Below are 23,131 nucleotides of genomic sequence, written 5' to 3' on the forward strand. Positions count from 1 at the left end.
CATGTGAATGGGGCATGGCTGTGTGTCCTGCCGACGTGTCACAGCTTGTCTTGTCAAGCAGAGCCTCCGGCGATATGGGGGCATCGCCTAAGTGGTCAACCCTGATCACGATTTCGTCATAGGACGCCTTTCATGGCCAAGATCAATGGCAACGAGATCCGACCCGGCGCCATCCTGGACCATGACGGAGGCCTTTGGGCGGCCGTGAAGGTGGATCATGTGAAGCCTGGAAAGGGCGGCGCCTTCGCGCAGGTGGAGCTCAAGAACCTTCGTGACGGTCGCAAGCTCAACGAACGCTTCCGGAGCGCCGACAAGGTCGAGACCGTCGAACTGGAAAAGAAGGACCAGCAGTTCCTTTACGAAGCCGACGGCATGCTGACGTTCATGGACAGTTCCACCTTCGAACAGATCGAGCTTTCGGCCGACCTCCTGGGGGAGCGTCGGCCCTTCCTCCAAGACGGCATGACGGTGCGCATCGAGTATGTCGGGGACGAAGCCCTGAACGTCGCGCTCCCGCCCAAGGTGACCTGCATCATCGCGTCGACCGATCCTGTGCAGCGCGGCCAGACCGCCGCCAACAGCTTCAAGCCGGCCATGCTCGACAACGGGCTGCGCATCCTGGTCCCGCCCTTCATCGGGGAAGGGGAGCGGGTCATCGTCAACACCGAATCCATGGAATATTCCGAGCGTGCCTGAGGGGATCACCTCCGCCCAGCGCGATCTCCTCCTTGCTGCGGTGCGCGAGGCTGCGCGGCAGCGCATCATGCCGCGCTTTCGGGCGCTCCAGCCTTCGGACATCTCGACCAAATCCGGTCCTGCCGATCTCGTGACCCTGGCGGACACCGAGGCCGAGGCGCAGATCAGCGCCGCTATCCGTGCCGCCTGGCCCGAGGCCGTGGCCTTGGGCGAGGAGAGCGTCGCTGCCGATCCGTCCCTGCGCGCCGCGATGGGCGGCGCCGATCTTTGCGTGGTCATCGACCCCGTGGACGGGACGTGGAACTTTGCCAAGGGCTTGGCGGTGTTCGGGGTGCTGGTGGCGGTGCTCCGGCACGGGGTGCCGGTCTGGGGCCTCCTGTACGACCCCGTGATGGACGACTGGATAGAGGCTGCGCCCGATGCGCCCGCCTCCTTCGTCACCGGGCTGGGGACGTCGCGTCCATTGTCCACCTCCTCGGAGGCGCGGGACGAACGGCTGACCGGCTACCTGCCGCTCGGGCTGTTCGGCAAGGACGACCGGACCCGCATCGTGGCCGAGTTTCCGGATTTCATGCGGATCACCGGCCTTCGCTGCGCGCTGCATGAATACCGCATGGTCGCCCAGGGTCACGCCGAGTTCTGCCTGTCCGGCCCCGTCCCGCATCCTTGGGATCATGCCGCCGGCGTCCTCGCGGTCGAGGCGGCGGGCGGCGTGGCCCGGTTCCTGGATGGCAGCCGGTATGATGCAAACCGCCTGAAGGGCGTGCTGCTCAGCGCCGGGTCGCAGGCCGCCTGGGATTCATTGGCCCGGCGTTTCGCCTTTCTCGGCTAAGGGCGTCACGCGGGCCTCGCCCGCCGTCATGCCGTCCCGCGCCCAATCGAAGCGGAGATGCGCGATTGCCTGCCCGCCCGACCGGGTGAACAGCGTGCCCGCCTCGCGTCCCTCCGAGACGATGGGCGTACCTGCGGGGGCCGGGCCTTCGACGGCCACGCGCGTCAGGCCTTTCCGCAGTTCGGTCTTGTGCTTCATCCGGGCCGTGACCTCCTGGCCTACGTAGCAGCCCTTGCGGAAATCGACGCCATGGAGCCGCTCGAACCCGGCTTCGAGGATGTAGGTCTCGGGCGTGAGTTCCACGCCTGTCTCGGGGATGAGGTGCTCGACCCGCAGGGCGTCCCAGTCGGTGCCGTCGTCGCCGCCCTCCGTCCCATAAACCCGCCAGCCCAGAGACGGGTGGCGAGGATCGGGCAGGGCGCCCTCGGGAACCGGACCCGTGCCGCGCCGGACCAGAAGGTCGCTGGGCGCCAACTGGACGTCCGCCCGAAGCTTGTACATCGACAGCCGTTGCAGCAGCCCAGGGGCGAGCCGTTCGTCCACGTCGATCAGGATACGCCCATCCTCGCCCTTGATGAAGAAATCGGCCAGGTACTTGCCCTGCGGGGTCAGGAGCGCGGCATAGACAAGGCCATCCTTCAGGCGGCGCAGGTCGTTCGTGACGAGACCCTGGAGAAAATCCTCCCGGTCCTGTCCCGTGACCTCAATGATCGTCCGTCCGCTCATCATTCCGCTCCGATCCGGGCCGCCGGTCCGTGATGGGCCCCATCCCTGAACTGGAGACGGTGAAGCTCGGCGTAAAGGCCCCCGCGCGCCAGCAACTCCTCATGGGTGCCCTGGTCCACGACGCGGCCCCGATCCAGCACCACGATCCGATCCGCCGCCCTGACGGTGGACAGGCGGTGCGCGATGACCAGCGTCGTCCGCCCCGAGGACAGCCGATCCAGCGCCTCCTGCACGATGGTCTCCGACCGCGTGTCGAGCGCCGAGGTGGCCTCGTCGAGAAGAAGCACCGGCGTGTCCCGGAGGAGGGCCCGCGCGATGGCCACCCGCTGCCGCTGGCCGCCCGACAGCGCCGAGCCGCGTGGTCCCGCCGGACTGTCGAGCCCCCGGGGCAGGGAGGGCAGGAAGTCCGCCACATGCGCGGCCTCCACGATATGCCGGAGCCGCTCCTCGCTCACGTCGGTGCGGCCGAGCAGGATGTTCTCGCGCACTGTTTCGTCGAACAGCAGGGCATCCTGCGACACCACGCTGAACAGCCGCCGCAGGTCCGCGAGGTCCATGGCCTGCAGGGGGACGTCGCCCACCAGCACATCGCCCCCTTGCGGGTCCACGAGCCGGGTCAGCAGGTTGAACACGGTGCTCTTGCCCGCGCCGGAGGCTCCGACAAGCGCGGTGGTCTTGCCAGCCTCGGCGGTGAAGGTCAGGCCACGCAGCACCGGCTGGTCGCCGTAGGCGAGATGCACGTCCCGCAGCACGATCTCGGGCGCGCCCTCCGGGGCGGGTCGTGGCTGGGCCGGAGACAGGATCGTGGGCCGGGCCAGCAGGATCGCGTGCATCCGCTCTACGCTGGCCGAAGCCTGGCTCCACAGCCCCGACAGGTTGGCGAGGCGGCGCAGGGGCTCAAAGGCGAGCGACATTGCCGTGAAGAAGGCCATGAACTCGCCCACCGACTTTTCGCCCGCGATGATCTCGGAGCCGCCGTAGGCCAGCACGCCCACGAAGCCCAGGCCCGACATGATGTCCACCAGGGCCGGGATCGCGGCGCGTCCGGCCGCGCCCCGGACCTCGGCGCTGATCCTGCGGCGCAGCAGGTCGTCGTAGCGCCGCGCCTGATAGCCCTCGAGTCCGTTCAGCTTGATCGCGTTGAGCCCATGGAAGACCTCGTCCAGTCGCGTGGACATGCGTCCTGCGATCTCGCGCGCGGCCCCGGCGCGGCGTCGCACGAACCGCTGCACAAGGAGGGACGGGAGCACGAGAAGCGGCACGCCCACCAAGGCGACCAGAGTCCACCGCCAATCCACGCTGACGGCGACAGCGAGAAGGGAGGTGAGCGCCACCGCATCGCGACCGATCCCGGTGATCAGCGCCGTCCAGACCGAATTGGTGGCCTGCACATCGCCCTGCACCCGTTCGATCAGCGTGCCGGGTGGGTGACGGAGGTGAAAGACGCTGTCGAGCGTCATGAGATGCCGCATGAGGTCGCGGCGCAGCGACGCGGCGACCTGCTCGTTCACGCGGGTGATGACCACCTTCTGTGCCGCCGAGGACAGGGCGCGCAGGGCGAAGATGCCTGCGATGGACAGGCCGACGGTCCAGATGGCACCTTGGTTGCCCTGGACGAAGACGTCGTCGAACATCGGCTCCATCCGGCTGGCGAAAAGGCCGAGCGTCGCCCCCTCGATGGCCATGAGCAGGAGCCCCAGGCCCATCCACCGCCAGTGCGGCCGCAGATAGCCGCGCCATAGCCAGCCGAACAGGTTGCGCGGGCTCGGCTCGATCACCGGGCGGGGTCCGCTGCGAAGGGACGCTCGCAAAGCCGCGTCATGCCGGGCGTTCTGTGATGACATCGGTTCACGCGGGATCCAGCCTGTCGTTCCTGGCGCGCGTCTATGCGGAGCGGCCTTCCGGGGCAAGGCGGGCTGCCCGCTGGCGGAGGCAGGACGGGACCGCTAGGTTCGGGTGTCCGACCCACGGAGATCCCATGCTCGCCCAAGGCCGCCCTTACCTCGCAATTCCCGGACCCTCGGTCGTGCCTGACCGGGTGCTGCGCGCGATGCACCGCGCCTCTCCCGACATCTACGAAGGCGAGATCGTGGAGATGACCCATGGGTTGATCCCGTCGCTGCGCCAGGTGGCGAGGACCAGCGGCGCCGCCACGATCTACATCGGCAATGGCCACGCCGCCTGGGAGGCGTCGCTCTCCAACGTGCTGTCGCGCGGCGACAAGGTGCTGGTCCCGATCTGTGGCCATTTCGGGCGCGGCTGGGCGGGGATCGCCCGGGGCTTGGGCGCAGAGGTGGAGGTGATCGACTTCGGCCCGTCCAGCGCCATCGACCCCGCCCGTGTGGAGGCTGCCCTGCGCGCCGACCGCGACGGGCGGATCAAGGCGGTGCTGGCCGTGCATGTCGACACATCGACCTCCGTGCGCAGCGACATCGCTGGCGTCCGTGCGGCGCTCGATGCGGCGGGGCACCCTGCGCTTCTGATGGCCGATTGCGTGGCCTCGCTCGGCTGCGACCGGTTCGAGATGGACGCCTGGGGCGTGGACGTGACCATCGCCGCCTCGCAGAAGGGCCTGATGTGCCCGCCGGGCCTGTGCTTCGTGTGGTTCAACGCCAAGGCGGCAGAGGCGCGGAACGGCGCGGATTGCGTAACGCCCTACTGGGACTGGCGCGGCCGCGCCGAGCCTGCGGCCTTCTGGCAATACTGGTTCGGTACCGCACCGGCCCAGGCGCTCTATGGCCTACGCGAGGCGCTCGACATGATCGAGGAGGAAGGGTTGGAGCAGGTCTGGGCGCGGCACGACAGGCTGGCCCGGGCCGTCTGGGCGGCCTGCGAGGCCTGGGAGCAGGACGGGCCTCTCGGACTGAACGTGCCCGACCCTGATGACCGCTCCAGGGCCATCACGGCGCTCCAACTCGGGCCGGGTCAGGCGGACGCGCTGCGCGGCTGGGTAAAGCGAACCACCGGGGTCACGCTGGGGATCGGCCTTGGGCGCGAGCCGGCGGACGCCTTTTTCCGGATCGGCCACATGGGGCACGTCAACGCCCACATGGTCCTGGGCGTCCTCGGCGCCATCGAGGCCGGGCTCGGCGCCCTGAACATTGCACGCGGCCCCGGCGCCCTGGAGGCGGCGGCGCGCGTGGTGGCGGGGGCCTGACGGCCCTCACCCGCTGCCGTCACTCGGACGCGGCCTCGCCTGCGGCGTCATCGGCGCCAGCCGCCCCACCGGATACCCCCAGCCGTTCCAGCATCGCCTGCATTTCGGCGATCTCGGCCTCCTGCGCGTCGATGACGGTCTGCGCCATGGCCTTCACCTCCTCGTCGTCGCCCTGCTCCAGGACGACCCGGGCCATGTCGATGGCGCTCTGGTGGTGCGGGATCATCATCAGAAGGAAATCCGCGTCGATGTCCCCGGTCGATGTCTGCGGCATCGTGGTCATCATCGAGTGCATCGGCATCATGAGATCCTCAAGCGCAGGATCGTCCGACATCATCATGCCATGCTCCATGCCGCCGGTGCCCTCTGCCGCATCCTGGCCCATGGCCGTGCCGGCCGACAGCGTCAGCAGAAGAAGCAGGGTGGGACGCATCATCATGGGATCCTCCATCCGACTGGTGATCCCCAATAGTTAGGGCGCCGAGCGCGCTTCTGCCAGCGCGAGGGGCAGGGCCTCGGCAAAGGCGCGAAGCGCTTCGGGCGGGCCGACCGTCACGCGGATGCAGCGGTCGAGCGGAGCCACCCCCGGCATCCGCACGAACACCCCCCGACCGAGGAGCCCACCCAGCACGCGGCGGGCGAACGCGCCGTCCGCCCCGCAGTCTATCGTGACGAAGTTCGCGGCCGAGGGCAGGGGTACCAGTCCGGCCGCGCGCGCGATGGCCGCGATCCCGTCGCGCGCTTGGGCGACCCGGCCTGCGACCTCGCGCGGCCAATCGCGATCCGCCAGCGCGGCCAGCGCCCCGGCCTGGGCGATCCGTCCCAGACCGAAGTGGTTCCTCACCCGGTCGAAGGCCGCCACGAGAGGGGCTGGCCCGATGGCATAGCCCACGCGCAGTCCCGCCAGCCCGTGCGCCTTGGAGAACGTCCTCATCCGAATGACGCGCGGGTCTGCGGGATCGATGGAGGGCAGCAGGCCCTCGGGCGCGAGTTCCGCATAGGCTTCGTCCAGCACCAGCAGCGCCCCGTCGGGCACGGCCTCCACCATGCGCCCGATCACCTCGGGCCCATGGAACCCGCCCATGGGATTGTCCGGGTTCGACAGATAGACAAGCCGCGCCGACGACTCCTCAGCCAGGTGCATCAGGGCCACTGGGTCCGAGGCATCGCCATGGTAGGGAACCGTCAGGAGCCGGCCTCCGAATCCCGCCACATGAAAGTTGAAGGTCGGATAACCCCCGAGCGAGGTCACGACCGGCGTTCCCGGCCCGACCGTCAGCCGGACGAGCAGGCCCAGAAGTCCGTCGATCCCTTCGCCGACCACAACATGCGAGGGATCGCAGCCGTGATGCGCGGCCATGGCCACGCGCAGGTCGTAGACCTCCGGGTCGCCGTACATCCACACGTCCCGTGCCGTGCGCTCCATGGCCTCAATGGCTTTGGGGGAGGGCCCAAATGCGTTCTCGTTCGCGCCCATGCGCGCCGCGAAGGGCCGTCCCATGCGCCGCTCCAGCGCCTCCGGGCCGGTGAAGGGGACCGTTGGGGGAAGCGAGGCGGCGAGCGGGGTGAGGCGCGGATCGGTCATGGTCGCCAGAGTGGCCAGTCGGCGCGGCAAGGCAAGCCCGTCCGCTGTCGAATGCCGCCGCGTGTCACTCGGCCGGAACATGGCTCCAGCGCCGCTTGCGCAAGGGCTCCGCGCTGGCATGAAGGCGCTCGGACGGATCGAGCCCCACGACCCGGCGACGGCGCAGCAGGAACAGCTTGCCCCAGCCGACCCATGAACTGATCGACGGCGCGCCGACATCGCAGGGAAATCGCGCGCGCCAGTCCGGCGGAAGCGGCAATCCTTCACGCTCGAGCCGCGCCAGCATCCAGGCGAGCGGGATGTTGGCCAAGGGACGCGAGGCCGCCCGTCCGCAGACCTGCCCGCCCACATCGGCGTGGGTGCCGGGAAACCAGACCTGCTCAACGATGCCGGGCGCTTGGCCGGTGGTGGTCCAAAGGACCGGCGCGAAGGCCTCGCGCGTTTCGTGCAGCGCCAGCGCGTGAAAGGCGCGCCGGATATGCGGCCCGACTTCGTGGTTGTGGAACGAGGTCGCCGCCTCGGCCCAGCGCCACAGCACGGGAAGCCGCACCCCCAGCGCCTTGACGGTGTCCCAGCAGCCCAGGGCCGCGATCTCGACGCGCTCATGGCAGTGAAGCCGCCGGAAGGCCTCGACCGTTTGGCTCCGACGTCCAAGCCGGTAGTGGCGATAAGCGGTCCGTACGTTCCGCGCCGTGGCCGCGTCGGCCCGCAAGAGCCCCACCTGGTCGATGATGCCCGCCAGCGACCGCACGGCATAGGCCCCGCGCGAATAGCCGATCAGGATGATCTCGTCCCCGGGCCGGTAGCGCGAGGCCAGCCAGCCGTAGGTCCGCTCGATCTGCCGGTTGATTCCCTTGCCCATCATGACATGGAGCGTGCCGTTCCAGTCCCGCCACTGGACGCCTGCCTCGTAGTAGAGCGTGAGGTTCGCCCGGCGGCCCATCTCGCGCAGGAGCTTGTAGGTCAGCCCCGCGTTGGACTCATGGCCCGGCGCCAGCGAGGACATGGTGCCGTCCAGGATGATGACGTGGGTGGCTGGTCCGCGATGGCGGGCCCGCCGTTCCTTGATGCGAGGCCGCCGGTCGAACAAACCTAGGAGGCGGTCCACCGCCGCCTCGCCTGCCGTTCCTGCGCTCGCCTCCCTGCGATCCACGGACGCCTCCGCCGGGCACTGCTGGAGAATCTGCTACGGCCCGGTTGCTCAAGGCTAACAGCAATTCGTGACTACTTTGTTCCCGGATGCGTGACAGGCGAGGGGCTTGGCAGCAGCAGCCTTTTCCCCGCGCCAACCTTTCGCTAATCCCCTGGGCCGAGTTGATAGAGGTGACGCGATGGACAAGAACTTCGGGGCGGCCGAGGCCGAGGCGCGCATCGCGCGGCTTTGGGAGGAGGCGGGAGCCTTCAAGGCCGGAGCGAACGCCAAGCCCGGGGGCAAGCCCTTCTCCATCGTGATCCCGCCGCCGAACGTGACGGGCAGCCTCCATATGGGGCACGCTTTCAACAACACGCTCCAGGACATCCTGACGCGCTGGCACCGCATGAAGGGCGACGACGTCCTTTGGCAGCCCGGCCTCGACCACGCCGGCATTGCCACGCAGATGGTGGTGGAGCGCGAACTCGCGAAGCAGGGCAACCAGGGCCGCCGCGAGATGGGCCGTGAGAAGTTCCTCGAAAAGGTCTGGGAGTGGAAGGCCCAGTCCGGCGGCACCATCATCGGCCAGCTCAAGCGGCTGGGCGCCTCCGCCGACTTTTCGCGCGAGGCGTTCACGATGGACCCGCATTTCCAGAAAGCGGTCCTTCAGGTCTTTGTGCAGATGTACGAGCAGGGCCTGATCTACCGCGGCAAGCGCCTCGTGAACTGGGACCCGCACTTCGAGACCGCGATCTCCGACCTCGAGGTCGAGAACCGCGAGACCCCCGGCCACATGTGGCACTTCAAGTACCCGCTGGCGAACGGGGCGACCTACACCTACAGCGAGCGCGACGCCGACGGGCAGGTCGTGTTCGAGGAGGAGCGCGACTACATCTCCATTGCTACCACCCGGCCCGAGACGATGCTGGGTGACGGCGCGGTCGCGGTCCACCCCTCGGACGCCCGCTACGCCCCCATCGTGGGGATGCTGTGCGAGATCCCGGTTGGCCCGCAGGCGCATCGCCGCCTGATCCCGATCATCACCGACGAATATCCCGATCCCAGCTTCGGCTCGGGCGCGGTCAAGATCACCGGGGCGCACGACTTCAACGACTATGCCGTGGCCAACCGCAACGGCATCCCGCTCTACACCCTCATGGACACCAAGGCCCGGATGCGCTCCGACGGCCTGTCTTATGAGGAATCCGCCACCATCGCCGGCCAGATCGCGCGGGGCGAGCGCGAGGCGGGCGACGTGTCCCAGATCAACCTCGTCCCGGAGGAGCTTCGCGGCCTCGACCGGCTGGAGGCGCGCAAGGCCGTCGTGGCGCAGATCACCACCGAGGGGCTCGCCGTCATGGTCCCCGCCGCCGACCCCCGCCTGGGTAGCGCCTCCGCTGCGTCCGCGCCGCCGTCCAAGGGTGGGCAGGACGGGATGCCTACCGACAGCTACGAGGAAGGCGGCACCCCGCCCGAGGCGCTGCTCGTCCCGCTCGTCGAGCCCAAGCCCATCATGCAGCCCTTCGGCGACCGCTCCAACGTGGTCATCGAGCCGATGCTGACCGACCAGTGGTTCGTGGACACCGCCCGTATCGTCGGCTCCGCCATCGACGCGGTCCGCGACGGACGCACCCAGATCCTGCCGGAGCGTGACGCCAAAACCTACTTCCACTGGCTGGAGAACATCGAGCCCTGGTGCATCTCCCGCCAGCTCTGGTGGGGGCATCGGATCCCGGTGTGGTACTTCCCTTCTCACAAACTCCAGGAGCATCTGCGCGCCGCATTGGAGGCTGATCCCTCGAACAGCCTCCTCCGCAATACGCTTGACAGCTTCTCAGAGGTTCGGAGGTGGACAACCAGCGGCGGGGCTTATGCCTACTGCGCTGCCTCCGAAGAGGAAGTGAGAGAAGAAGTTGAACGCATCTTCTCGCGCCCAGTGATCTTCTTTGGGACGGAGGAGGAGGCAGTCGCCTATATCGACGCCAACTATGGCGCAGACGATTTCAAGACTCCGCTTTACCGCGATCCCGACGTCCTCGACACGTGGTTCTCCTCCGGCATCTGGCCCATCGGCACGCTCGGCTGGCCCGAGCAGACCGAGGAACTGCGCAAGTACTTCCCCACCTCCGTCCTCGTGACCGGTTTCGACATCATCTTCTTCTGGGTCGCCCGGATGATGATGATGCAACTCGCCCTGGTGAACGAGGTGCCGTTCAAGACGGTCTACGTCCATGCCCTCGTCCGGGACGAGAAGGGCAAGAAGATGTCCAAGTCGCTGGGCAACGTCCTCGACCCCCTGGACCTCATCAATGAGTATGGCGCAGATGCCGTGCGCTTCACGCTCTCGGCCATGGCTGCGATGGGCCGGGACCTGCGCCTGTCCACTCAGCGGATCGCGGGCTACCGCAACTTCGGGACCAAGCTCTGGAACGCCCACCGCTTCGCGGAGATGAACGGCGTCTTCGCCGCGCCCCGCACGGACGGCATCCCCACCGCCACCGTCCCCGTGAACCGCTGGATCATCGGGGAAACGGCCCGTATCCGCGAGGAGGTGGACGCCGCCCTCGACGCCTTCCGCTTCGACGGCGCGGCGCAGGCGCTCCATGCCTTCGTCTGGGGCGTGGTCTGCGACTGGTACGTGGAGTTCTCCAAGCCCCTCCTCTCCGGCACCGACGAGGCGCAGAAGCAGGAGACGCAAGCCGTCATGGCCTGGGTTCTCGACCAGTGCCTGATCCTGATGCACCCCTTCATGCCCTTCATCACCGAGGATCTCTGGGGCGCGACCGCGCAGCGGGCCAAACTCCTCGTCCACGCGGACTGGCCGACCTACACGGCCGCCGACCTCGTGGATGCGGGCGCCGAGGCCGAAATGCGCTGGACCATCGCGCTCATCGAAGGCGTGCGCTCCGCCCGGTCCCAACTCAACGTGCCCGCCGGCCTCACCGTCCCCGTGGTGATGACCGAGGCCGACGATGCCGCCCGTCAGGCGCTGTCCCGGAACGGTGCACTGATCCAGCGCCTCGCCCGGATCGAGGCCCCGACCGAAGGCGCGGCCCCGCGCGGTTCCATCACGGTGGCGACCCCCGGCGCGACCTTCGCGCTTCCCTTGGAGGGTCTGATCGACATCAAGGCCGAGATTGCGCGCATGACCAAGGGGGCCGACAAGGCCGCCAAGGAGGCCGCCGCGCTCCGGGGCCGCCTGTCGAACCCACGCTTCGTCGAATCCGCCGCCGAGGAGGTGGTGGACGAGACGCGCGAGAACCTTGCAGCCCGAGAGGCGGAGGAGGGGCAGTTGCGCGCCGCCTTGGCGCGTCTGGCCGAACTGACCTGAGAGTCCGGGAATTACGCGGCCCGCCTAAGGACGGGCGGGCCGCCGCTGAACCAGCCGCCGCGCACCTCATCCCCTGCCTTGACACATTCCCCGGCTTTCCGAGTTCCCTGATGGCTGCGGATGCAGCGTACAGGGAGACATGACATGAAGCTCTTGATCCAATTGACCGCCCTTTTCGGCGTGTTCGCTACAGCGGTCTTCGCCCAGGACGCAACGCCCGACTACGCCACCATGACCTGCGCCGATTTCCTTACCAGGGACGGCGCCGCACAGATGGCGACCATGGTGAGCTTGCGGGCCGCGATGAACGGTGCAGTAGCTGGCGCCAAGAGAGCAGCCACGACCGGCTCCGACGCGACCGCAGTCAACGTGACCGGCGATGCTGCCGAGGACGGAATGGAAGCCGCCCCGGTAGCGGATACGGCATCCGTCGGCGCCGACACGGCTGCGGATGCGACGCAGTCCGGGGAGACCGGCGCGGCCAGCCCCCACCTATCCGCAATGCGGACTTCATGCGAGAATGCGCCCGACACCCTGGCCGTGGATGCCATCACGGCAGCCAACGCCACCGTCGCATCCTGACCAAAGCTCAGGGCAGGGCGCCATGTCGCATGCCTCAGCCGAGCGGAGCCGTCCTCATGCGACAGCCTGCAACCGCGTCTTGGGCGTGATCCCCAAGGCAAGGCACACGTCGCGCGACAGGGACGGCTTGTTGAGCGTGTAGAAGTGCAGGTGCTCCGCCCCCCCCTGCACGAGCCTGTCGCAGAGCGAGGTCGCCGTAGCGACCGCCAGAAGTTCGGTCGTGCCGTCCCGATCGGCGTTCTCGAAGGCATGGGCAGTAGTGGCCGGAATGTCTGTCCCACAGCGCGCCGACAGCCGCTTCACCCCCGACCAGTTCTCGACCGGCAGGATGCCCGGGATGATCAGCGCCGTGATCCCGGCCTTTACGCAGGCATCGCGGAAGCGGAAGAACGTCTCAGGCTGGAAGAAGAACTGCGTGATGGCCGAGGAAGCGCCCGCGTCGAGCTTGCGCTTCAGGAACTCGATATCTGCCTTGGCATCCGCGGCGTCCGGGTGCTTTTCGGGATAGGCGCCCACGCGGATCTTGAACTTGCCGGTCCGCGCCAGTGCCTCGACCAGTTCGACCGACGAGGCAAAGCCTTGGGGGTGGGCTTGGAAGCCGTCGCTGCCCTTCGGCGGATCGCCCCGCAGCGCCACGATCTCGGTCACGCCCACATCGGCATAGCTGTCGGCGATGGCCAGGGTCTCCTCCCGCGTCGCGTCCACGCAGGTCAGGTGCGCCGCCACCGTCAGGCCGTAATGCTTGTGGATCGTGGCCACCGCGTCATGGGTCAGCGTCCGGGTCGTGCCGCCCGCGCCGTAGGTGACCGACACGAACTCTGGCCCCAGCGGCCCGAGGACATTGCAGCAGTCCCACAGCCGGAAAGACCCTTCCAGGTTCTTGGGGGGGAAGAACTCGAAGCTGACGGCAGGGCGGGACATGATGGCTCCTCGGGCGTGGTGGAACAGGTTGTAAGCCGCGCCCGCTTGTGAGACAAATTCATAATCCTCAGCATCAACATGAGCCACGTTTGCATATCGAGTTTCGCCATCTCCGCACGATCCAGGCGATCCACGCGGCCGGAAGTCTTGCCGGGGCGGCGGATCTGCTCGGGCTCACGCAGTCGGCCTTGTCCCACCAGATCCGGGGGATCGAGGAGCAGGCGGGGGTGGAACTGTTCGTACGGGCGACGAGGCCATTGCGCCTGTCACCGGCGGGCCTGAGGCTTCTGGCCGCCGCGCAGGCGATCCTGCCCCAGGTGGCCGCGCTCGAGGCCGAGTTCGCGAACCTGGAGGCCGGGCGCGCCGGCCGGATGCATGTGGCCATAGAATGCCACGCCTGCTTCGAATGGCTGCTGCCGGTGATGAATCAGTTCCGCAAGGCATGGCCCGAGGTCGACATCGACATCCGTCCCGGGCTGGCCTTCGACGCGTTGCCCGCGCTCCGGCGGGAGGAGGTGGACCTCGTGGTGTCCTCCGACCCCGAGGATCTGTCCGGCATTCTCTTCAACCCGCTGTTCGACTACGAGCCCGTCCTGGTCACGGCGGCAGGCCATCCTCTGGCGACCAAGCCGGGTATCGAGGCGCGCGACTTCGCAACCCAGACCCTGATCACCTATCCTGTGGACCGGGCGCGCTTGGATGTCTTCACCGAGCTGCTCACGCCCGAAGGGGTGGAGCCTCTCGCGCAGCGGCCGGTGGAACTGACCGCCATGATCCTTCTTCTGGTCGCGTCGGGGAGGGGCGTGGCGGTGCTGCCCGACTGGGTGGTGCGGTCGACGGCACGGGCCGACATGGACATCGTCACCCGACGCCTGACGCGGGGCGGTGCCCCCGTCGTCAAGCGGCTCTATGCGGCGACGCGGAGCGCGGAGGCGACCCGACCCTATGTCTCCCACCTGATCCGACTTGCCCGGCAGGAGGCCGTCAAGCTGCAGCGCGGCTGATTCGCGGGCTGTCCCCGCTTGCCCTTGTGACGGGCGCCGCCCTTGGTCTATATGCGCGCCTTGACCTTGGAAGGAGCATCCGGATGGCCGCCAGCGCGAACATGAACGTCATGATCAAGGCCGCGCGCAAGGCAGGAAGGGGACTCCTCAAGGACTTCTCCGAAGTCGAGCAGCTTCAGGTTTCCATGAAGGGCCCCGGCGACTTCGTCAGCCGCGCCGACCGGAACGCCGAGCAGACCATCCGCGAGATGCTGATGGAAGCGCGCCCCAGCTACGGCTTCCTGGGCGAGGAAGGCGGCGCCAAGCCGGGCGAGGATCCGACGCGACGCTGGATCGTGGACCCTCTCGATGGCACCACGAACTATCTTCACGGCCTGCCGCACTGGGCGGTGTCCATCGCTCTGGAGCACAAGGGCAACATCGTCGCCGGAGTCGTCCACGACCCCGTCAAGGATGAGACCTTCTGGGCCGAGCGGGGCGAGGGCGCTTGGCTCAACGACTCGCGGCTTCGGGTGTCGGGGCGTTCGCGTCTCATCGACTGCATCTTCGCCACCGGCGTTCCTTTCGGGGCCAAACGGACGCTGCCCGCCACGCTGGCCGACCTCGCGCGGCTCATGCCGGAATGCGCAGGTGTGCGGCGCTTCGGGTCGGCGGCCCTGGACCTCGCCTATGTGGCGGCGGGCCGCTACGACGGCTATTGGGAGCGGGAGATCCAGCCCTGGGACATGGCGGCGGGCCTCATCATCGTGACCGAAGCCGGCGGCTTCGTCGGACCGATCCGCGATGGTCACAAGCCTATCGAGCACGGGGAGATCGTGGCCGCCAACGCCCAGATCTTCGAGAAGTTCGCCCAGATCGTCCGCGCGCGCCCCTGAGGACGATCAGCGCCGCCGCCGGATCGTCGGAATCCGTGATGGCGTGAGCTGGCCCCATGCGGCGTCCGGATGGGGCGGACGGCCGTCGGTGCGCGTCCACCAGCCCGCCCCGCCGCGCCGGACCCAAGCCGGCACCATCATGACGAAGCCGATCAGGAAGCCGCCCGCATGGGCCCAGTAGGCCACGCCCCCAGTCAGGGGATCGGCCCCGAGTCCGCTGAACACCTGCACGACAAGCCAGAGCGCCAGCATGATCCAAGCCGGAACGGGAATGATCCGGATGATGATCACGATGAAGACGAGAACGTCCACCTTGGCTTTGGGAAACAGCAGCAGGTAGCCCCCCATCACCGCCGCGATCGCACCCGAGGCCCCGACCGTCGGAATCGCCGACATCGGTCCCGACGCCCATTGGCAGAGCCCTGCGCCGATTCCCCCAAGCAGGTAAAAAGCCAGGAAGCCCAACCGCCCCAGCGCCTCCTCCAGGTTGTCGCCAAAGATATAAAGGAACAGCATGTTCCCGATCAGGTGCATCCACCCGCCATGCAGGAACGTCGAGGTGACCAGCGTGACAAGATCCCGGCCCGCGCTGATCTCGGCCGGAATCATCGCGTAGGCGTCGTAAAGATAGTAAAGCTGCGCTTCGGTCTGGATCGTCGCGGCCTGCCAGACCTGGATCCCCACGTTGAGGGCGATCAGGAGCCAGGTGACGATCGGCGTGGTGCTGGACGGGTTGTGGTCTCGGATGGGGAACATGCGGGGTCGGACCTCGGGCGATTTCCTCTAGGCTAGGGCGCGTGGGCCCGACTCCAAGCGAGGCCGGTCACAAGATGGGGGGCGGGGCATGGACCCCATCGATGCCTACTGCGAACGTCTGGGTCCCGGCCTTTCGGCCGAGCCCGTGAACGCCCTGACCAACGTGGCTTTCTTGGTGGCCGCGTTGGTGATGTGGCGGCGCTGGCCCGAACCAGGGATCTGCCGCGTGCTGAGTGTTTTGCTGGCCGTCATCGGGCTGGGCAGCGGCCTGTTCCATACCTTTGCCACACCCTGGGCTGCGGCGGCCGACACGCTGCCGATCCTGGCGTTCATCCTTGTCTACGTCCATGCCGTGCATCGGGTGATCTGGGGGCAGGGCGCCTTGGCTGCCTTGGCCTTTTCGCTGTGCACGGTTCCCTGGATTGCGGGGCTGACCTTGGTGTTCGCACGTCTACCCGGCTTTGAGATCTCGGCCTTCTACTGGCCGGTGCCGCTCCTGATCCTGCTTCATGCGGTTCTGCTGCGAAGCCGGACTCCCGGCACGGCGGCAGGCTTCGCGGCCGGGGCCTGCCTCCTGAGTATGTCGCTGGTTCTTCGATCGCTCGATCAGGTGGCCTGTCAGGCGTTTCCGCTGGGCACGCACTTCCTGTGGCACCTGATCAATGCGGTCATGCTGGCTTGGATGATCGAGGTCCTGGGCCGCCATGGCCGTGCCCTTGCGATGGGACGGATCCGGCGCTAACACCCCGCAAACCCGAAGGGACCCCGATGGCCATCGACACCGACACCGCCCGGAAAGTGGCGCGCCTCGCACGAATCCGCGTCGAGGAAGAGCGTCTGCCAGCCCTCGCGCGCGAGTTCGACGCGATCCTGGGCTTCATCGAGCAGCTCAACGAAGTGGACGTGGAGGGCGTGGAGCCCATGACCTCGGTCACGCCCATGCGCCTCAAGCGGCGGCAGGACGTGGTGACCGACGGCAACCAGCAGGACAAGGTCCTCCTCAACGCCCCCGACTCGCGCGAGGGCTTCTTTGCCGTTCCCAAGGTGGTCGAATGACGGACCTGACCAAACTCACCCTGGCCCAGGCCCGTGACGGTCTGCGCGCCAAGGAGTTCACCGCGCCCGAACTGACCGAGGCCTATCTCGGGGCGATCGATGCGGCGGACGCGCTCAACGCCTATGTCCATAAGACGCCCGATATCGCCCGTCGTCAGGCCGAGTTCGCGCAGACCCGAATCCGTGCGGGCATGTCGCCGGACCTGTGCGGCATTCCGCTGGGCATCAAGGACCTGTTCTGCACGACCGGCGTGCCGTCACAGGCCGCCTCGCGCATCCTGGACGGCTTCAAGCCGCCCTACGACTCCACCGTGACCGAGCAGTTGCACAAGCAGGGCGCGGTCATGCTGGGCAAGCTCAACATGGACGAGTTCGCGATGGGCTCCTCCAACGAGACGTCGTGCTACGGCAACGCCGTGAACCCCTGGCGGCGCGAGGGCGACGCGACCCCTCTCACCCCTGGCGGCTCTTCGGGCGGGTCGGCCTCGGCGGTCGCGGCGGACCTTTGCGCGGCGGCCACGGGGACGGACACCGGTGGCTCGATCCGGCAACCGGCGGCCTTTACCGGCATCGTGGGGATCAAGCCGACCTATGGCCGCGTGTCGCGCTGGGGCATCATCGCCTTTGCCTCCTCGCTGGATCAGGCCGGGCCCATGACCAAGGACGTGCGCGACGCGGCGATCATGCTGCGGGCCATGTCCGGGCACGATCCCAAGGACTCGACCTCGGCCGATCTGCCGGTTCCCGACTTCGAGGCCATGCTGACCGGGGACATCCGGGGCAAGGTCATCGGCATCCCCCGTGAATACCGCATGGAAGGCATGCCGCAGGAGATCGAGACGTTGTGGCACGACGGCACCGCGATGCTCCGCGACGCCGGAGCCGAGATCCGCGACATCTCGCTGCCGCATACGAAATACGCGCTGCCCGCCTACTACGTGATCGCGCCCGCCGAGGCGTCGTCGAACCTCGCCCGCTACGACGGGGTCCGCTTCGGCCGCAGGGCCAAGCTCGCGCAGGGCGACGGCATCACGGACATGTACGAAAAGACCCGTGCCGAGGGCTTTGGCCCCGAAGTGCAGCGTCGTGTGATGGTCGGGACCTATGTGCTGTCGGCGGGCTACTACGACGCCTACTACAACCGGGCCCGCAAGGTCCGTGCCCTGATCAAGCGCGACTTCGACCAGGTCTTCGCCGAGGGCATCGACGCGATCCTGACGCCCGCGACCCCGTCCTCCGCGTTCGGCCTGGGCGAGATGGCCAATGCCGACCCGGTGCAAATGTATCTCAACGATGTCTTCACGGTCACGGTGAACCTGGCCGGCCTCCCCGGCGTGGCGGTGCCGACGGGGTTGGATTCCAAGGGCTTACCCCTTGGTCTTCAACTGATCGGACGGCCTTGGGAAGAGGGTGACCTTCTCAACGTCGCACATTCACTGGAACGTGCGGCCGGCTTCGTGGCCAAGCCGGATAGGTGGTGGTAAGGCCCCCCGCGGTCTTGGAGAGACAAATGCGCGCATTTCTGGCACTCGGCCCCGTGGCTCTTCTTGCGGCCTGCGCCTCGCCTGCGCCTTACGCCAACCAGGGCGTGGGCTTCGGCGACTACAACCAGTACTCCGCCCAGCGCGAGGCGGTCCTGACGGGGCAGCCTGCACCGGCGGGGGGCTTCACTGCCCCGGGCGTGACCACTTCGCCTTACGGCCTCGCCACTCCGACGACCTCCGTGCCGCCTGGCGGCATCCCCAGCACGGCCTTGGCCGCAGCGGGGATCGGCGCGGCCCCCATCGCGACCGGCCCCATCGGCGCCCCGGTTCCTGGTGGCATTGCCAACACGAACGGCATCGTGGCCGTAGCCTCGAGCAGTGTCGCGGGCGATGTCAACATGATGCGTTCCACTGGCATCGAGGCCTCGCCCAGCAACGCCGCGCCTGTCCTGGTCGGAGCGGTGCCGATGGCGGGCTCCTCCGTTCCGGGCAGCAGCGGCGGAATCTCGGACGAGCAGGACTTCGAGGCCGTTTCCTCGCGAGAGAGCATCGAGTCCGACGCGGCCCGTCGCGCGCAGCAAGCGGCGCAGTACCAGGTCATGCAGCCCCAGGCGCTGCCGCCTCCGCCCGCCACGACCGGTCCGAACATCGTGGAGTACGCGATCAACGCGCCGAACGCCAAGGGGCAGGCGTGGTACTCCCGCTTCATCCTGTTCTCGAGCGAGAACCGCATGCTTCGGAACTGCGGCGACTACCGCACGCCTGACGATGCCCAGCGCGACTTCCTTCAGCGGGGCGGGCCCGAGCGCGACGCGCGCGGCCTTGATCCCGATGGCGACGGCTTTGCCTGCGCCTGGGATCCCGCGCCCTTCCGCGCGGCCGTGGGCCGGAGCTGACCCTTTCGCCTAATCACGGCGAGCGTCGGGGCGGTCTACGTCCCGACCTCGTCGTGCTGCATTACACGGCCATGGCATCGGCCCGCGAAGCGCTGGAACGGCTTTGCGATCCGGATGCCGAGGTCTCGGCCCATTACCTGATTGCCGAGGATGGCGATGTCGTGGCCCTGGTGCCCGAGGAGCGTCGCGCCTGGCATGCCGGTGCCGGTCGGTGGGGCGACGTCAGGGACATCAACTCCCGGTCCATCGGCATCGAACTGGCCAACCGGGGCACGCATCCCTTCTCGCATGTCCAGATGACCGCCTTGGAGCGGTTGCTGGGTGAGATCCTGCCCCGGTGGAGCATTTCCCCCGAGCGGGTCATCGGACATTCGGACATGACTCCGGCGCGCAAGAAGGATCCCGGACCCCGTTTCGACTGGCGGCGGCTGGCGCAGGCGGGGCTGTCCATATGGCCCGACGAAGGCGTGGCCGAAGTGGAAGCCTTCTCCCCTTCGTTGCGGGCCTTCGGCTATGATCCAGCCATTTCGCTGGACTTGCTGCTCGATGCGTTCCGCTGGCGCTTTCGTCCCTGGGCGACCGGGCCGTTGTCCCCCCGCGATGCCGGGGCTGCACTCGATTTGGGACGGCGCTTTCCCGTTGACCGCGGGGCAGGGGCAGCCTAGAGCGGCCCTTGCGTGGATGGCTGGATGATCGCGGGGGCCGCAAGGCCTACGAGGAAAGTCCGGACTCCGGAAAGCACGGTGCCGGGTAACGCCCGGCCGGGGAAACCCGAGGGAAAGCGCCACAGAGAACGAGACCGCCCGTCGGACCGGAAGTTCGCCAACGGACAAATCCGCCGGGCAAGGGTGAAACGGTGGAGTAAGAGCCCACCGCGGGACGGGCAACCGGACCGGCACGGCAAGCCCCACCGGGAGCAATGCCAAATAGGGGCCCCGCGTCCGCAAGGGCAGGGATGCTTCAACCCAGGGGCCCGGGTTGGCAGCTTGAGGCCCGTCAGTAACGGCGGGTCCAGAGGAATGGTCATCCAGGGGGCTTCGGTCCCCGGACAGAATCCGGCTTACAGGCCGTCCACGCACCTCCGCCTTTATGGGTTGACTACGTCCCCGTCCTGACTAAAACGCAGGCTTCATCCGAGATTCACGCGGGCCCACCTCCCGCGAGGGGAGAGACGCATATGGCCAAGCCGACCACCATCAAGATCCGCCTCAACTCTTCGGCGGGCACCGGGCACTTCTACGTCACCAAGAAGAACGCCCGCACCATGACCGAGAAGATGTCCGTGCGGAAGTACGATCCCGTCGTGCGCAAGCACGTCGAGTACAAGGAAGGCAAGATCAAGTAATCGCCTTCCAGCGGTGAACTCGACGGGGCTGCGTGCGATGCACGTGGCCCTTTTTCATATCTGGGTTCTCCGATGCTGATCATCCGCTCTGCCAGCCCGTCCGACATCGGCGCGGTGGACTCCATGCTGGCGCGGTCCTACGGGCCCCTTCTTCGGGCGGACTACCCGCCTTCGATTCTCGTGGTCGCGCTACCGCGGATGGCGCGTGCCCAGCCCGGGCTACTCGCCTCGGGCCGCTACTTCGTGGCCGAGCGGGACGGGATGGTTGTCGGAGCCGGAGGCTGGTCGCCGGAGAACCCCAGGGGCGGCCCGGTCCGGGATGGGCTTGGCCATGTCCGTCATGTCGCGACCGACGCACGGGAGATCCGACATGGGGTCGGGCGCGCCGTCATGGCCCGCGTGCTGGACGACGCAGGCAGGGCCGGAATGCTGCGCCTTTCGGCGCTGTCCACGCTGACGGCCGTGCCGTTCTACGCCGCGCTGGGTTTTCGGGAGGTGGGCCGCCTCAGCCTGTCGTTCGGGACGGCCATCAGCTTTCCGGCGGTCGAGATGATGCGCGAGCTTTGAACGCAAAAAGGGCTGGCGTTCCCGCCAGCCCTTGTCGTCCGTTCAGTCGTTGCCAGGAGCGTTATTCGCGCTGGCCGAGGAAGTTCAGCAGGAACATGAAGATGTTGATGAAGTTCATGTACAGGTTCAGCGCGCCAAGGATCGCCGACTTGCCCAGCCATTCAGCATCGCCATGGGCCGCATGCTGCACATACTCGGTCTTGATGCGCTGGGTATCCCAGGCCGTCAGGCCTGCGAAGATCAGCACGCCGATCAGCGAAATCGCAAAGGCCATCGCGCTCGACTGCACGAACAGGTTGATGATCATCACCACCAGCAGACCAATCACGCCGATCATCAGGAACGCGCCGAGCGGGCCGAGGTCGCGCTTTGTTGTGTAGCCGTAAAGCGACATCGCACCGAAGGCGACCGAGGTCGCGAGGAACGTCTGGGCGATGGACACGCCGGTGAAGGCCGCAAAGATCCAGGCCATCGACAGACCCATCAGGGCCGAGAAGACGTAGAACATCGTCTGCAGCGCCGAGGCCGAGACCCGGTTGACCGCCCCGCCGATGACGAAGACGAAGATCAGCGGCGCGAACATCGCGATCCAGCCCAGGATGTTGGGCTGCAGCGTTGCCGGGTCGCGAAAGACCGACAGCAGCGCAGGGGAGGAACCCACCGCCCAAGCGACCGCAAACGTCACCAGCATGCCTACGGACATCGTGCCGTAGACCTTGTTCATATGGGCGCGGAGCCCTTCGTCGATCCGCGCCGCCCGGGCGCCGGCCGGCGTCGCGCGGATCGTGTTGTATTCAGCCATCGTACCCCCTCCGAGTTGCATGTGGGGCGCTGTCCTGGGACAACAGCACCTTCGCCCCAGCATATCGGAAACGGACCGGTCCATTTCAAGATGCCATGGCGGGGGACAGCCCGTTCAGCGCAGCCAGTGTGCCGGGGCGTTCCAGGCCGGCCTGTCGGCTTCGGCCATGGCTTCGGACCGGGACAGCCCAACATCCCTCAGCAGGTGGTCGTCCAGGTTCATAAGCCGCCGGCGCGACCGCCTGAGGGCGAGCATCGAACCGAGATCCGGTCTTCCAATAATTCCGTGCCAGCGCAGAGGACTGGCGAAAGCGGTGAGGTAGCTCATCTGTGCCTCCTTGTTCCTACACCCCAACGGTCAGTGATGCTTTGGGGCTCTATCATCCGAATGGTTGATATATGGGCTCTGCCGTGATATAAGTGAAATGAATGTTTGCAAGCACGAGCATCAAAGGATGTGATATGCCAAGGACCATGGACCTGACGGCCCTCCGCTCCTTCGTGGCGGTGGCAGAGGCGGGCGGCGTGACCCGCGCAGCCGGCCTGTTGAACCTGACGCAGTCGGCTGTATCGATGCAGCTCAAGCGTCTCGAGGAATCAACGGGGCTCGACCTGATCGACCGGTCCGGTCGGGGCGTGTCCCTGACCGCCACCGGCGAGCAGCTACTGAGCTATGCCCGCCGCATGCTGGCGCTGAACGACGAGGCATGGGGCAGGTTGACGCGATGCGACCTGGAAGGCGAGATCGTGCTGGGGGTTCCGCACGATGTCGTCTATCCGGCGATCCCCAACGTTCTCAAGCGCTTCGCCCTGGATTTCCCCAGGATCAAGGTGAACCTGATCTCCTCCTTCACGCTGGCTCTCAAGGAGCAGCTTGCGCGGGGTGAGGTGGATGTGATCCTGACGACCGAGGACGCCCCCGCGCCAGGCGCGGAAACGCTGGGAGAGCGTCCTCTGGCGTGGATCGGCGCAAAGGGCGGTCAGGCGTGGCGATCGCGGCCCCTCCGGTTGGCCTTCGAATCGCAATGCATCTTCCGCAAGGGCGCGCTGCGGCGTCTGGATCAGGCAGGCATCCCCTGGGAGATGGCCGTCGCGGGATCATCGACCCGCACCAACGAGGCGGTGGTCAGCGCGGATCTGGCTGTCTTCGTGCAGATCGAGGGGGCGGAGCCTCCGCATCTGGAGAGGATCGCTCATGGAGGTCAACTCCCGGATCTCTGGTCCGTGCATCTCAACCTTTACGAACGCGAACCGGCACGCGCACCTGCCCAGGACGAGCTGATCGAACTGCTCCGCCGGCAGTTCCTCGCGCCCTCGGTCCTGCGGTCGCGTCCCGTGTTCGAGCAACCTTTCGGTGTACCGGCATGAAGGCAGGATGTTGCCCA

At 67.5% G+C, this 23,131-nt stretch carries 24 protein-coding genes and 1 other RNA gene; 16 read left to right on the plus strand and 9 right to left on the minus strand.

The window, feature by feature from the left end:
* Window positions 1-132: 132 nt before the first annotated feature.
* On the plus strand, window positions 133-696 hold the full coding sequence (gene efp, locus FHG66_RS03150) for an elongation factor P (protein WP_139075249.1): 564 nt from the start codon (window positions 133-135) through the stop codon (window positions 694-696).
* Entirely contained in the window at window positions 689-1,528 is an 840-nt protein-coding gene (locus FHG66_RS03155) for an inositol monophosphatase family protein (RefSeq protein ID WP_139075250.1), read from the plus strand. The genes efp and FHG66_RS03155 overlap by 8 nt, the downstream gene beginning before the upstream one ends.
* Here the strand turns inward: FHG66_RS03155 and ygfZ are convergent.
* Window positions 1,496-2,254 (minus strand): CAF17-like 4Fe-4S cluster assembly/insertion protein YgfZ, encoded by a 759-nt coding sequence (gene ygfZ / locus FHG66_RS03160; protein WP_139075251.1) that lies wholly within the window; start codon window positions 2,252-2,254, stop codon window positions 1,496-1,498. The genes FHG66_RS03155 and ygfZ overlap by 33 nt on opposite strands.
* Complete coding sequence (locus tag FHG66_RS03165) at window positions 2,254-4,098, minus strand: ABC transporter ATP-binding protein (RefSeq protein ID WP_139075252.1); 1,845 nt, start codon at window positions 4,096-4,098, stop codon at window positions 2,254-2,256. Before FHG66_RS03165 ends, ygfZ begins: the two co-directional genes overlap by 1 nt.
* A gap of 134 nt (window positions 4,099-4,232) precedes the next feature.
* On the opposite strand from FHG66_RS03165, the gene FHG66_RS03170 reads away from it, so the two are divergent.
* Window positions 4,233-5,411 carry a pyridoxal-phosphate-dependent aminotransferase family protein gene (locus FHG66_RS03170; RefSeq protein WP_139075253.1) on the plus strand — a complete coding sequence of 393 codons (1,179 nt, stop codon included), beginning with the start codon at window positions 4,233-4,235 and terminating at the stop codon, window positions 5,409-5,411.
* A gap of 19 nt (window positions 5,412-5,430) precedes the next feature.
* Here FHG66_RS03170 and FHG66_RS03175 read toward each other — a convergent pair whose 3' ends face one another.
* The 3 genes from FHG66_RS03175 to FHG66_RS03185 form a co-directional block, all read right to left on the minus strand.
* Window positions 5,431-5,850, minus strand: a complete 420-nt coding sequence (locus FHG66_RS03175) for a DUF305 domain-containing protein (protein ID WP_218013784.1) — start codon at window positions 5,848-5,850, stop codon at window positions 5,431-5,433.
* A 33-nt stretch (window positions 5,851-5,883) separates the two neighbouring features.
* Window positions 5,884-6,996 (minus strand): pyridoxal phosphate-dependent aminotransferase, encoded by a 1,113-nt coding sequence (locus FHG66_RS03180; RefSeq protein ID WP_139075502.1) that lies wholly within the window; start codon window positions 6,994-6,996, stop codon window positions 5,884-5,886.
* A 64-nt stretch (window positions 6,997-7,060) separates the two neighbouring features.
* On the minus strand, window positions 7,061-8,149 hold the full coding sequence (locus FHG66_RS03185; RefSeq protein WP_425471692.1) for a DUF2235 domain-containing protein: 1,089 nt from the start codon (window positions 8,147-8,149) through the stop codon (window positions 7,061-7,063).
* 178 nt (window positions 8,150-8,327) lie between these two features.
* On the opposite strand from FHG66_RS03185, the gene FHG66_RS03190 reads away from it, so the two are divergent.
* Both FHG66_RS03190 and FHG66_RS03195 read left to right on the plus strand, forming a co-directional pair.
* Window positions 8,328-11,459, plus strand: coding sequence for a valine--tRNA ligase (locus FHG66_RS03190; protein ID WP_139075254.1), 3,132 nt, complete (start codon window positions 8,328-8,330; stop codon window positions 11,457-11,459).
* 144 nt (window positions 11,460-11,603) lie between these two features.
* Window positions 11,604-12,041, plus strand: a complete 438-nt coding sequence (locus FHG66_RS03195) for a hypothetical protein (RefSeq protein WP_139075255.1) — start codon at window positions 11,604-11,606, stop codon at window positions 12,039-12,041.
* Between the two features lie 54 nt (window positions 12,042-12,095).
* Here FHG66_RS03195 and metF read toward each other — a convergent pair whose 3' ends face one another.
* A complete protein-coding gene (gene metF / locus FHG66_RS03200; protein WP_139075256.1) occupies window positions 12,096-12,962 on the minus strand; it encodes a methylenetetrahydrofolate reductase [NAD(P)H] in 867 nt (288 codons plus the stop codon).
* Between the two features lie 89 nt (window positions 12,963-13,051).
* Between metF and FHG66_RS03205 the strand changes: the two genes are divergently transcribed.
* Together FHG66_RS03205 and FHG66_RS03210 are read left to right on the plus strand one after the other, a co-directional pair.
* The gene (locus tag FHG66_RS03205) at window positions 13,052-13,966 is read left to right on the plus strand and encodes a LysR family transcriptional regulator (protein WP_139075257.1); all 915 of its coding nucleotides are present in this window, start codon (window positions 13,052-13,054) and stop codon (window positions 13,964-13,966) included.
* Window positions 13,967-14,049: 83 nt separating this feature from the next.
* The gene (locus FHG66_RS03210) at window positions 14,050-14,841 is read left to right on the plus strand and encodes an inositol monophosphatase family protein (RefSeq protein WP_139075258.1); all 792 of its coding nucleotides are present in this window, start codon (window positions 14,050-14,052) and stop codon (window positions 14,839-14,841) included.
* 6 nt (window positions 14,842-14,847) lie between these two features.
* Here the strand turns inward: FHG66_RS03210 and FHG66_RS03215 are convergent, their stop codons facing one another.
* Window positions 14,848-15,597, minus strand: coding sequence for a rhomboid family intramembrane serine protease (locus FHG66_RS03215; protein ID WP_139075259.1), 750 nt, complete (start codon window positions 15,595-15,597; stop codon window positions 14,848-14,850).
* 88 nt (window positions 15,598-15,685) lie between these two features.
* Here FHG66_RS03215 and FHG66_RS03220 point away from each other — a divergent pair, with 88 nt between their 5' ends.
* From FHG66_RS03220 to FHG66_RS03255, 8 genes are all read left to right on the plus strand, one after another.
* Window positions 15,686-16,339, plus strand: coding sequence for a ceramidase domain-containing protein (locus FHG66_RS03220; protein ID WP_139075260.1), 654 nt, complete (start codon window positions 15,686-15,688; stop codon window positions 16,337-16,339).
* Window positions 16,340-16,365: 26 nt separating this feature from the next.
* Window positions 16,366-16,653 (plus strand): Asp-tRNA(Asn)/Glu-tRNA(Gln) amidotransferase subunit GatC, encoded by a 288-nt coding sequence (gene gatC, locus FHG66_RS03225; RefSeq protein ID WP_139075261.1) that lies wholly within the window; start codon window positions 16,366-16,368, stop codon window positions 16,651-16,653.
* Complete coding sequence (gatA, locus tag FHG66_RS03230; protein ID WP_139075262.1) at window positions 16,650-18,137, plus strand: Asp-tRNA(Asn)/Glu-tRNA(Gln) amidotransferase subunit GatA; 1,488 nt, start codon at window positions 16,650-16,652, stop codon at window positions 18,135-18,137. The genes gatC and gatA overlap by 4 nt, the downstream gene beginning before the upstream one ends.
* A gap of 26 nt (window positions 18,138-18,163) precedes the next feature.
* A complete protein-coding gene (locus tag FHG66_RS03235; RefSeq protein ID WP_139075263.1) occupies window positions 18,164-19,033 on the plus strand; it encodes a hypothetical protein in 870 nt (289 codons plus the stop codon).
* Complete coding sequence (locus tag FHG66_RS03240) at window positions 19,030-19,698, plus strand: N-acetylmuramoyl-L-alanine amidase (RefSeq protein WP_139075264.1); 669 nt, start codon at window positions 19,030-19,032, stop codon at window positions 19,696-19,698. The genes FHG66_RS03235 and FHG66_RS03240 overlap by 4 nt, the downstream gene beginning before the upstream one ends.
* Before the next feature lie 12 nt (window positions 19,699-19,710).
* Window positions 19,711-20,112: RNase P RNA component class A (gene rnpB, locus FHG66_RS03245), an RNA gene on the plus strand.
* Between the two features lie 98 nt (window positions 20,113-20,210).
* On the plus strand, window positions 20,211-20,378 hold the full coding sequence (gene rpmG, locus FHG66_RS03250; protein WP_139075265.1) for a 50S ribosomal protein L33: 168 nt from the start codon (window positions 20,211-20,213) through the stop codon (window positions 20,376-20,378).
* A gap of 72 nt (window positions 20,379-20,450) precedes the next feature.
* Window positions 20,451-20,945 carry a GNAT family N-acetyltransferase gene (locus FHG66_RS03255; RefSeq protein ID WP_139075266.1) on the plus strand — a complete coding sequence of 165 codons (495 nt, stop codon included), beginning with the start codon at window positions 20,451-20,453 and terminating at the stop codon, window positions 20,943-20,945.
* Between the two features lie 61 nt (window positions 20,946-21,006).
* Here FHG66_RS03255 and FHG66_RS03260 read toward each other — a convergent pair whose 3' ends face one another.
* Together FHG66_RS03260 and FHG66_RS03265 are read right to left on the minus strand one after the other, a co-directional pair.
* Entirely contained in the window at window positions 21,007-21,747 is a 741-nt protein-coding gene (locus tag FHG66_RS03260; protein WP_139075267.1) for a Bax inhibitor-1/YccA family protein, read from the minus strand.
* Window positions 21,748-21,861: 114 nt separating this feature from the next.
* Entirely contained in the window at window positions 21,862-22,074 is a 213-nt protein-coding gene (locus tag FHG66_RS03265) for a DUF1127 domain-containing protein (RefSeq protein ID WP_139075268.1), read from the minus strand.
* Window positions 22,075-22,208: 134 nt separating this feature from the next.
* Here FHG66_RS03265 and FHG66_RS03270 point away from each other — a divergent pair, with 134 nt between their 5' ends.
* Window positions 22,209-23,114 (plus strand): LysR family transcriptional regulator, encoded by a 906-nt coding sequence (locus FHG66_RS03270; RefSeq protein WP_139075269.1) that lies wholly within the window; start codon window positions 22,209-22,211, stop codon window positions 23,112-23,114.
* The last annotated feature ends 17 nt before the right edge of the window (window positions 23,115-23,131 follow it).

It is taken from the genome of Rubellimicrobium rubrum, assembly GCF_006152115.1.
In the GTDB taxonomy this organism is placed as follows: domain Bacteria; phylum Pseudomonadota; class Alphaproteobacteria; order Rhodobacterales; family Rhodobacteraceae; genus Rubellimicrobium; species Rubellimicrobium rubrum.

Coding starts and splice junctions, on each gene's coding strand:
- FHG66_RS03190 (WP_139075254.1), top strand. CDS start 8,328: ATGGACAAGAACTTCGGGGCGGCCGAGGCCGAGGCGCGCATCGCGCGG.
- FHG66_RS03165 (WP_139075252.1), bottom strand. CDS start 4,098: ATGTCATCACAGAACGCCCGGCATGACGCGGCTTTGCGAGCGTCCCTT.
- FHG66_RS03235 (WP_139075263.1), top strand. CDS start 18,164: ATGCGCGCATTTCTGGCACTCGGCCCCGTGGCTCTTCTTGCGGCCTGC.
- metF (WP_139075256.1), bottom strand. CDS start 12,962: ATGTCCCGCCCTGCCGTCAGCTTCGAGTTCTTCCCCCCCAAGAACCTG.
- FHG66_RS03210 (WP_139075258.1), top strand. CDS start 14,050: ATGGCCGCCAGCGCGAACATGAACGTCATGATCAAGGCCGCGCGCAAG.
- FHG66_RS03270 (WP_139075269.1), top strand. CDS start 22,209: ATGCCAAGGACCATGGACCTGACGGCCCTCCGCTCCTTCGTGGCGGTG.
- FHG66_RS03170 (WP_139075253.1), top strand. CDS start 4,233: ATGCTCGCCCAAGGCCGCCCTTACCTCGCAATTCCCGGACCCTCGGTC.
- FHG66_RS03195 (WP_139075255.1), top strand. CDS start 11,604: ATGAAGCTCTTGATCCAATTGACCGCCCTTTTCGGCGTGTTCGCTACA.
- rpmG (WP_139075265.1), top strand. CDS start 20,211: ATGGCCAAGCCGACCACCATCAAGATCCGCCTCAACTCTTCGGCGGGC.
- FHG66_RS03180 (WP_139075502.1), bottom strand. CDS start 6,996: ATGACCGATCCGCGCCTCACCCCGCTCGCCGCCTCGCTTCCCCCAACG.
- FHG66_RS03175 (WP_218013784.1), bottom strand. CDS start 5,850: ATGATGATGCGTCCCACCCTGCTTCTTCTGCTGACGCTGTCGGCCGGC.
- FHG66_RS03215 (WP_139075259.1), bottom strand. CDS start 15,597: ATGTTCCCCATCCGAGACCACAACCCGTCCAGCACCACGCCGATCGTC.
- FHG66_RS03255 (WP_139075266.1), top strand. CDS start 20,451: ATGCTGATCATCCGCTCTGCCAGCCCGTCCGACATCGGCGCGGTGGAC.
- FHG66_RS03260 (WP_139075267.1), bottom strand. CDS start 21,747: ATGGCTGAATACAACACGATCCGCGCGACGCCGGCCGGCGCCCGGGCG.
- FHG66_RS03220 (WP_139075260.1), top strand. CDS start 15,686: ATGGACCCCATCGATGCCTACTGCGAACGTCTGGGTCCCGGCCTTTCG.
- gatA (WP_139075262.1), top strand. CDS start 16,650: ATGACGGACCTGACCAAACTCACCCTGGCCCAGGCCCGTGACGGTCTG.
- efp (WP_139075249.1), top strand. CDS start 133: ATGGCCAAGATCAATGGCAACGAGATCCGACCCGGCGCCATCCTGGAC.
- gatC (WP_139075261.1), top strand. CDS start 16,366: ATGGCCATCGACACCGACACCGCCCGGAAAGTGGCGCGCCTCGCACGA.
- FHG66_RS03265 (WP_139075268.1), bottom strand. CDS start 22,074: ATGAGCTACCTCACCGCTTTCGCCAGTCCTCTGCGCTGGCACGGAATT.
- ygfZ (WP_139075251.1), bottom strand. CDS start 2,254: ATGAGCGGACGGACGATCATTGAGGTCACGGGACAGGACCGGGAGGAT.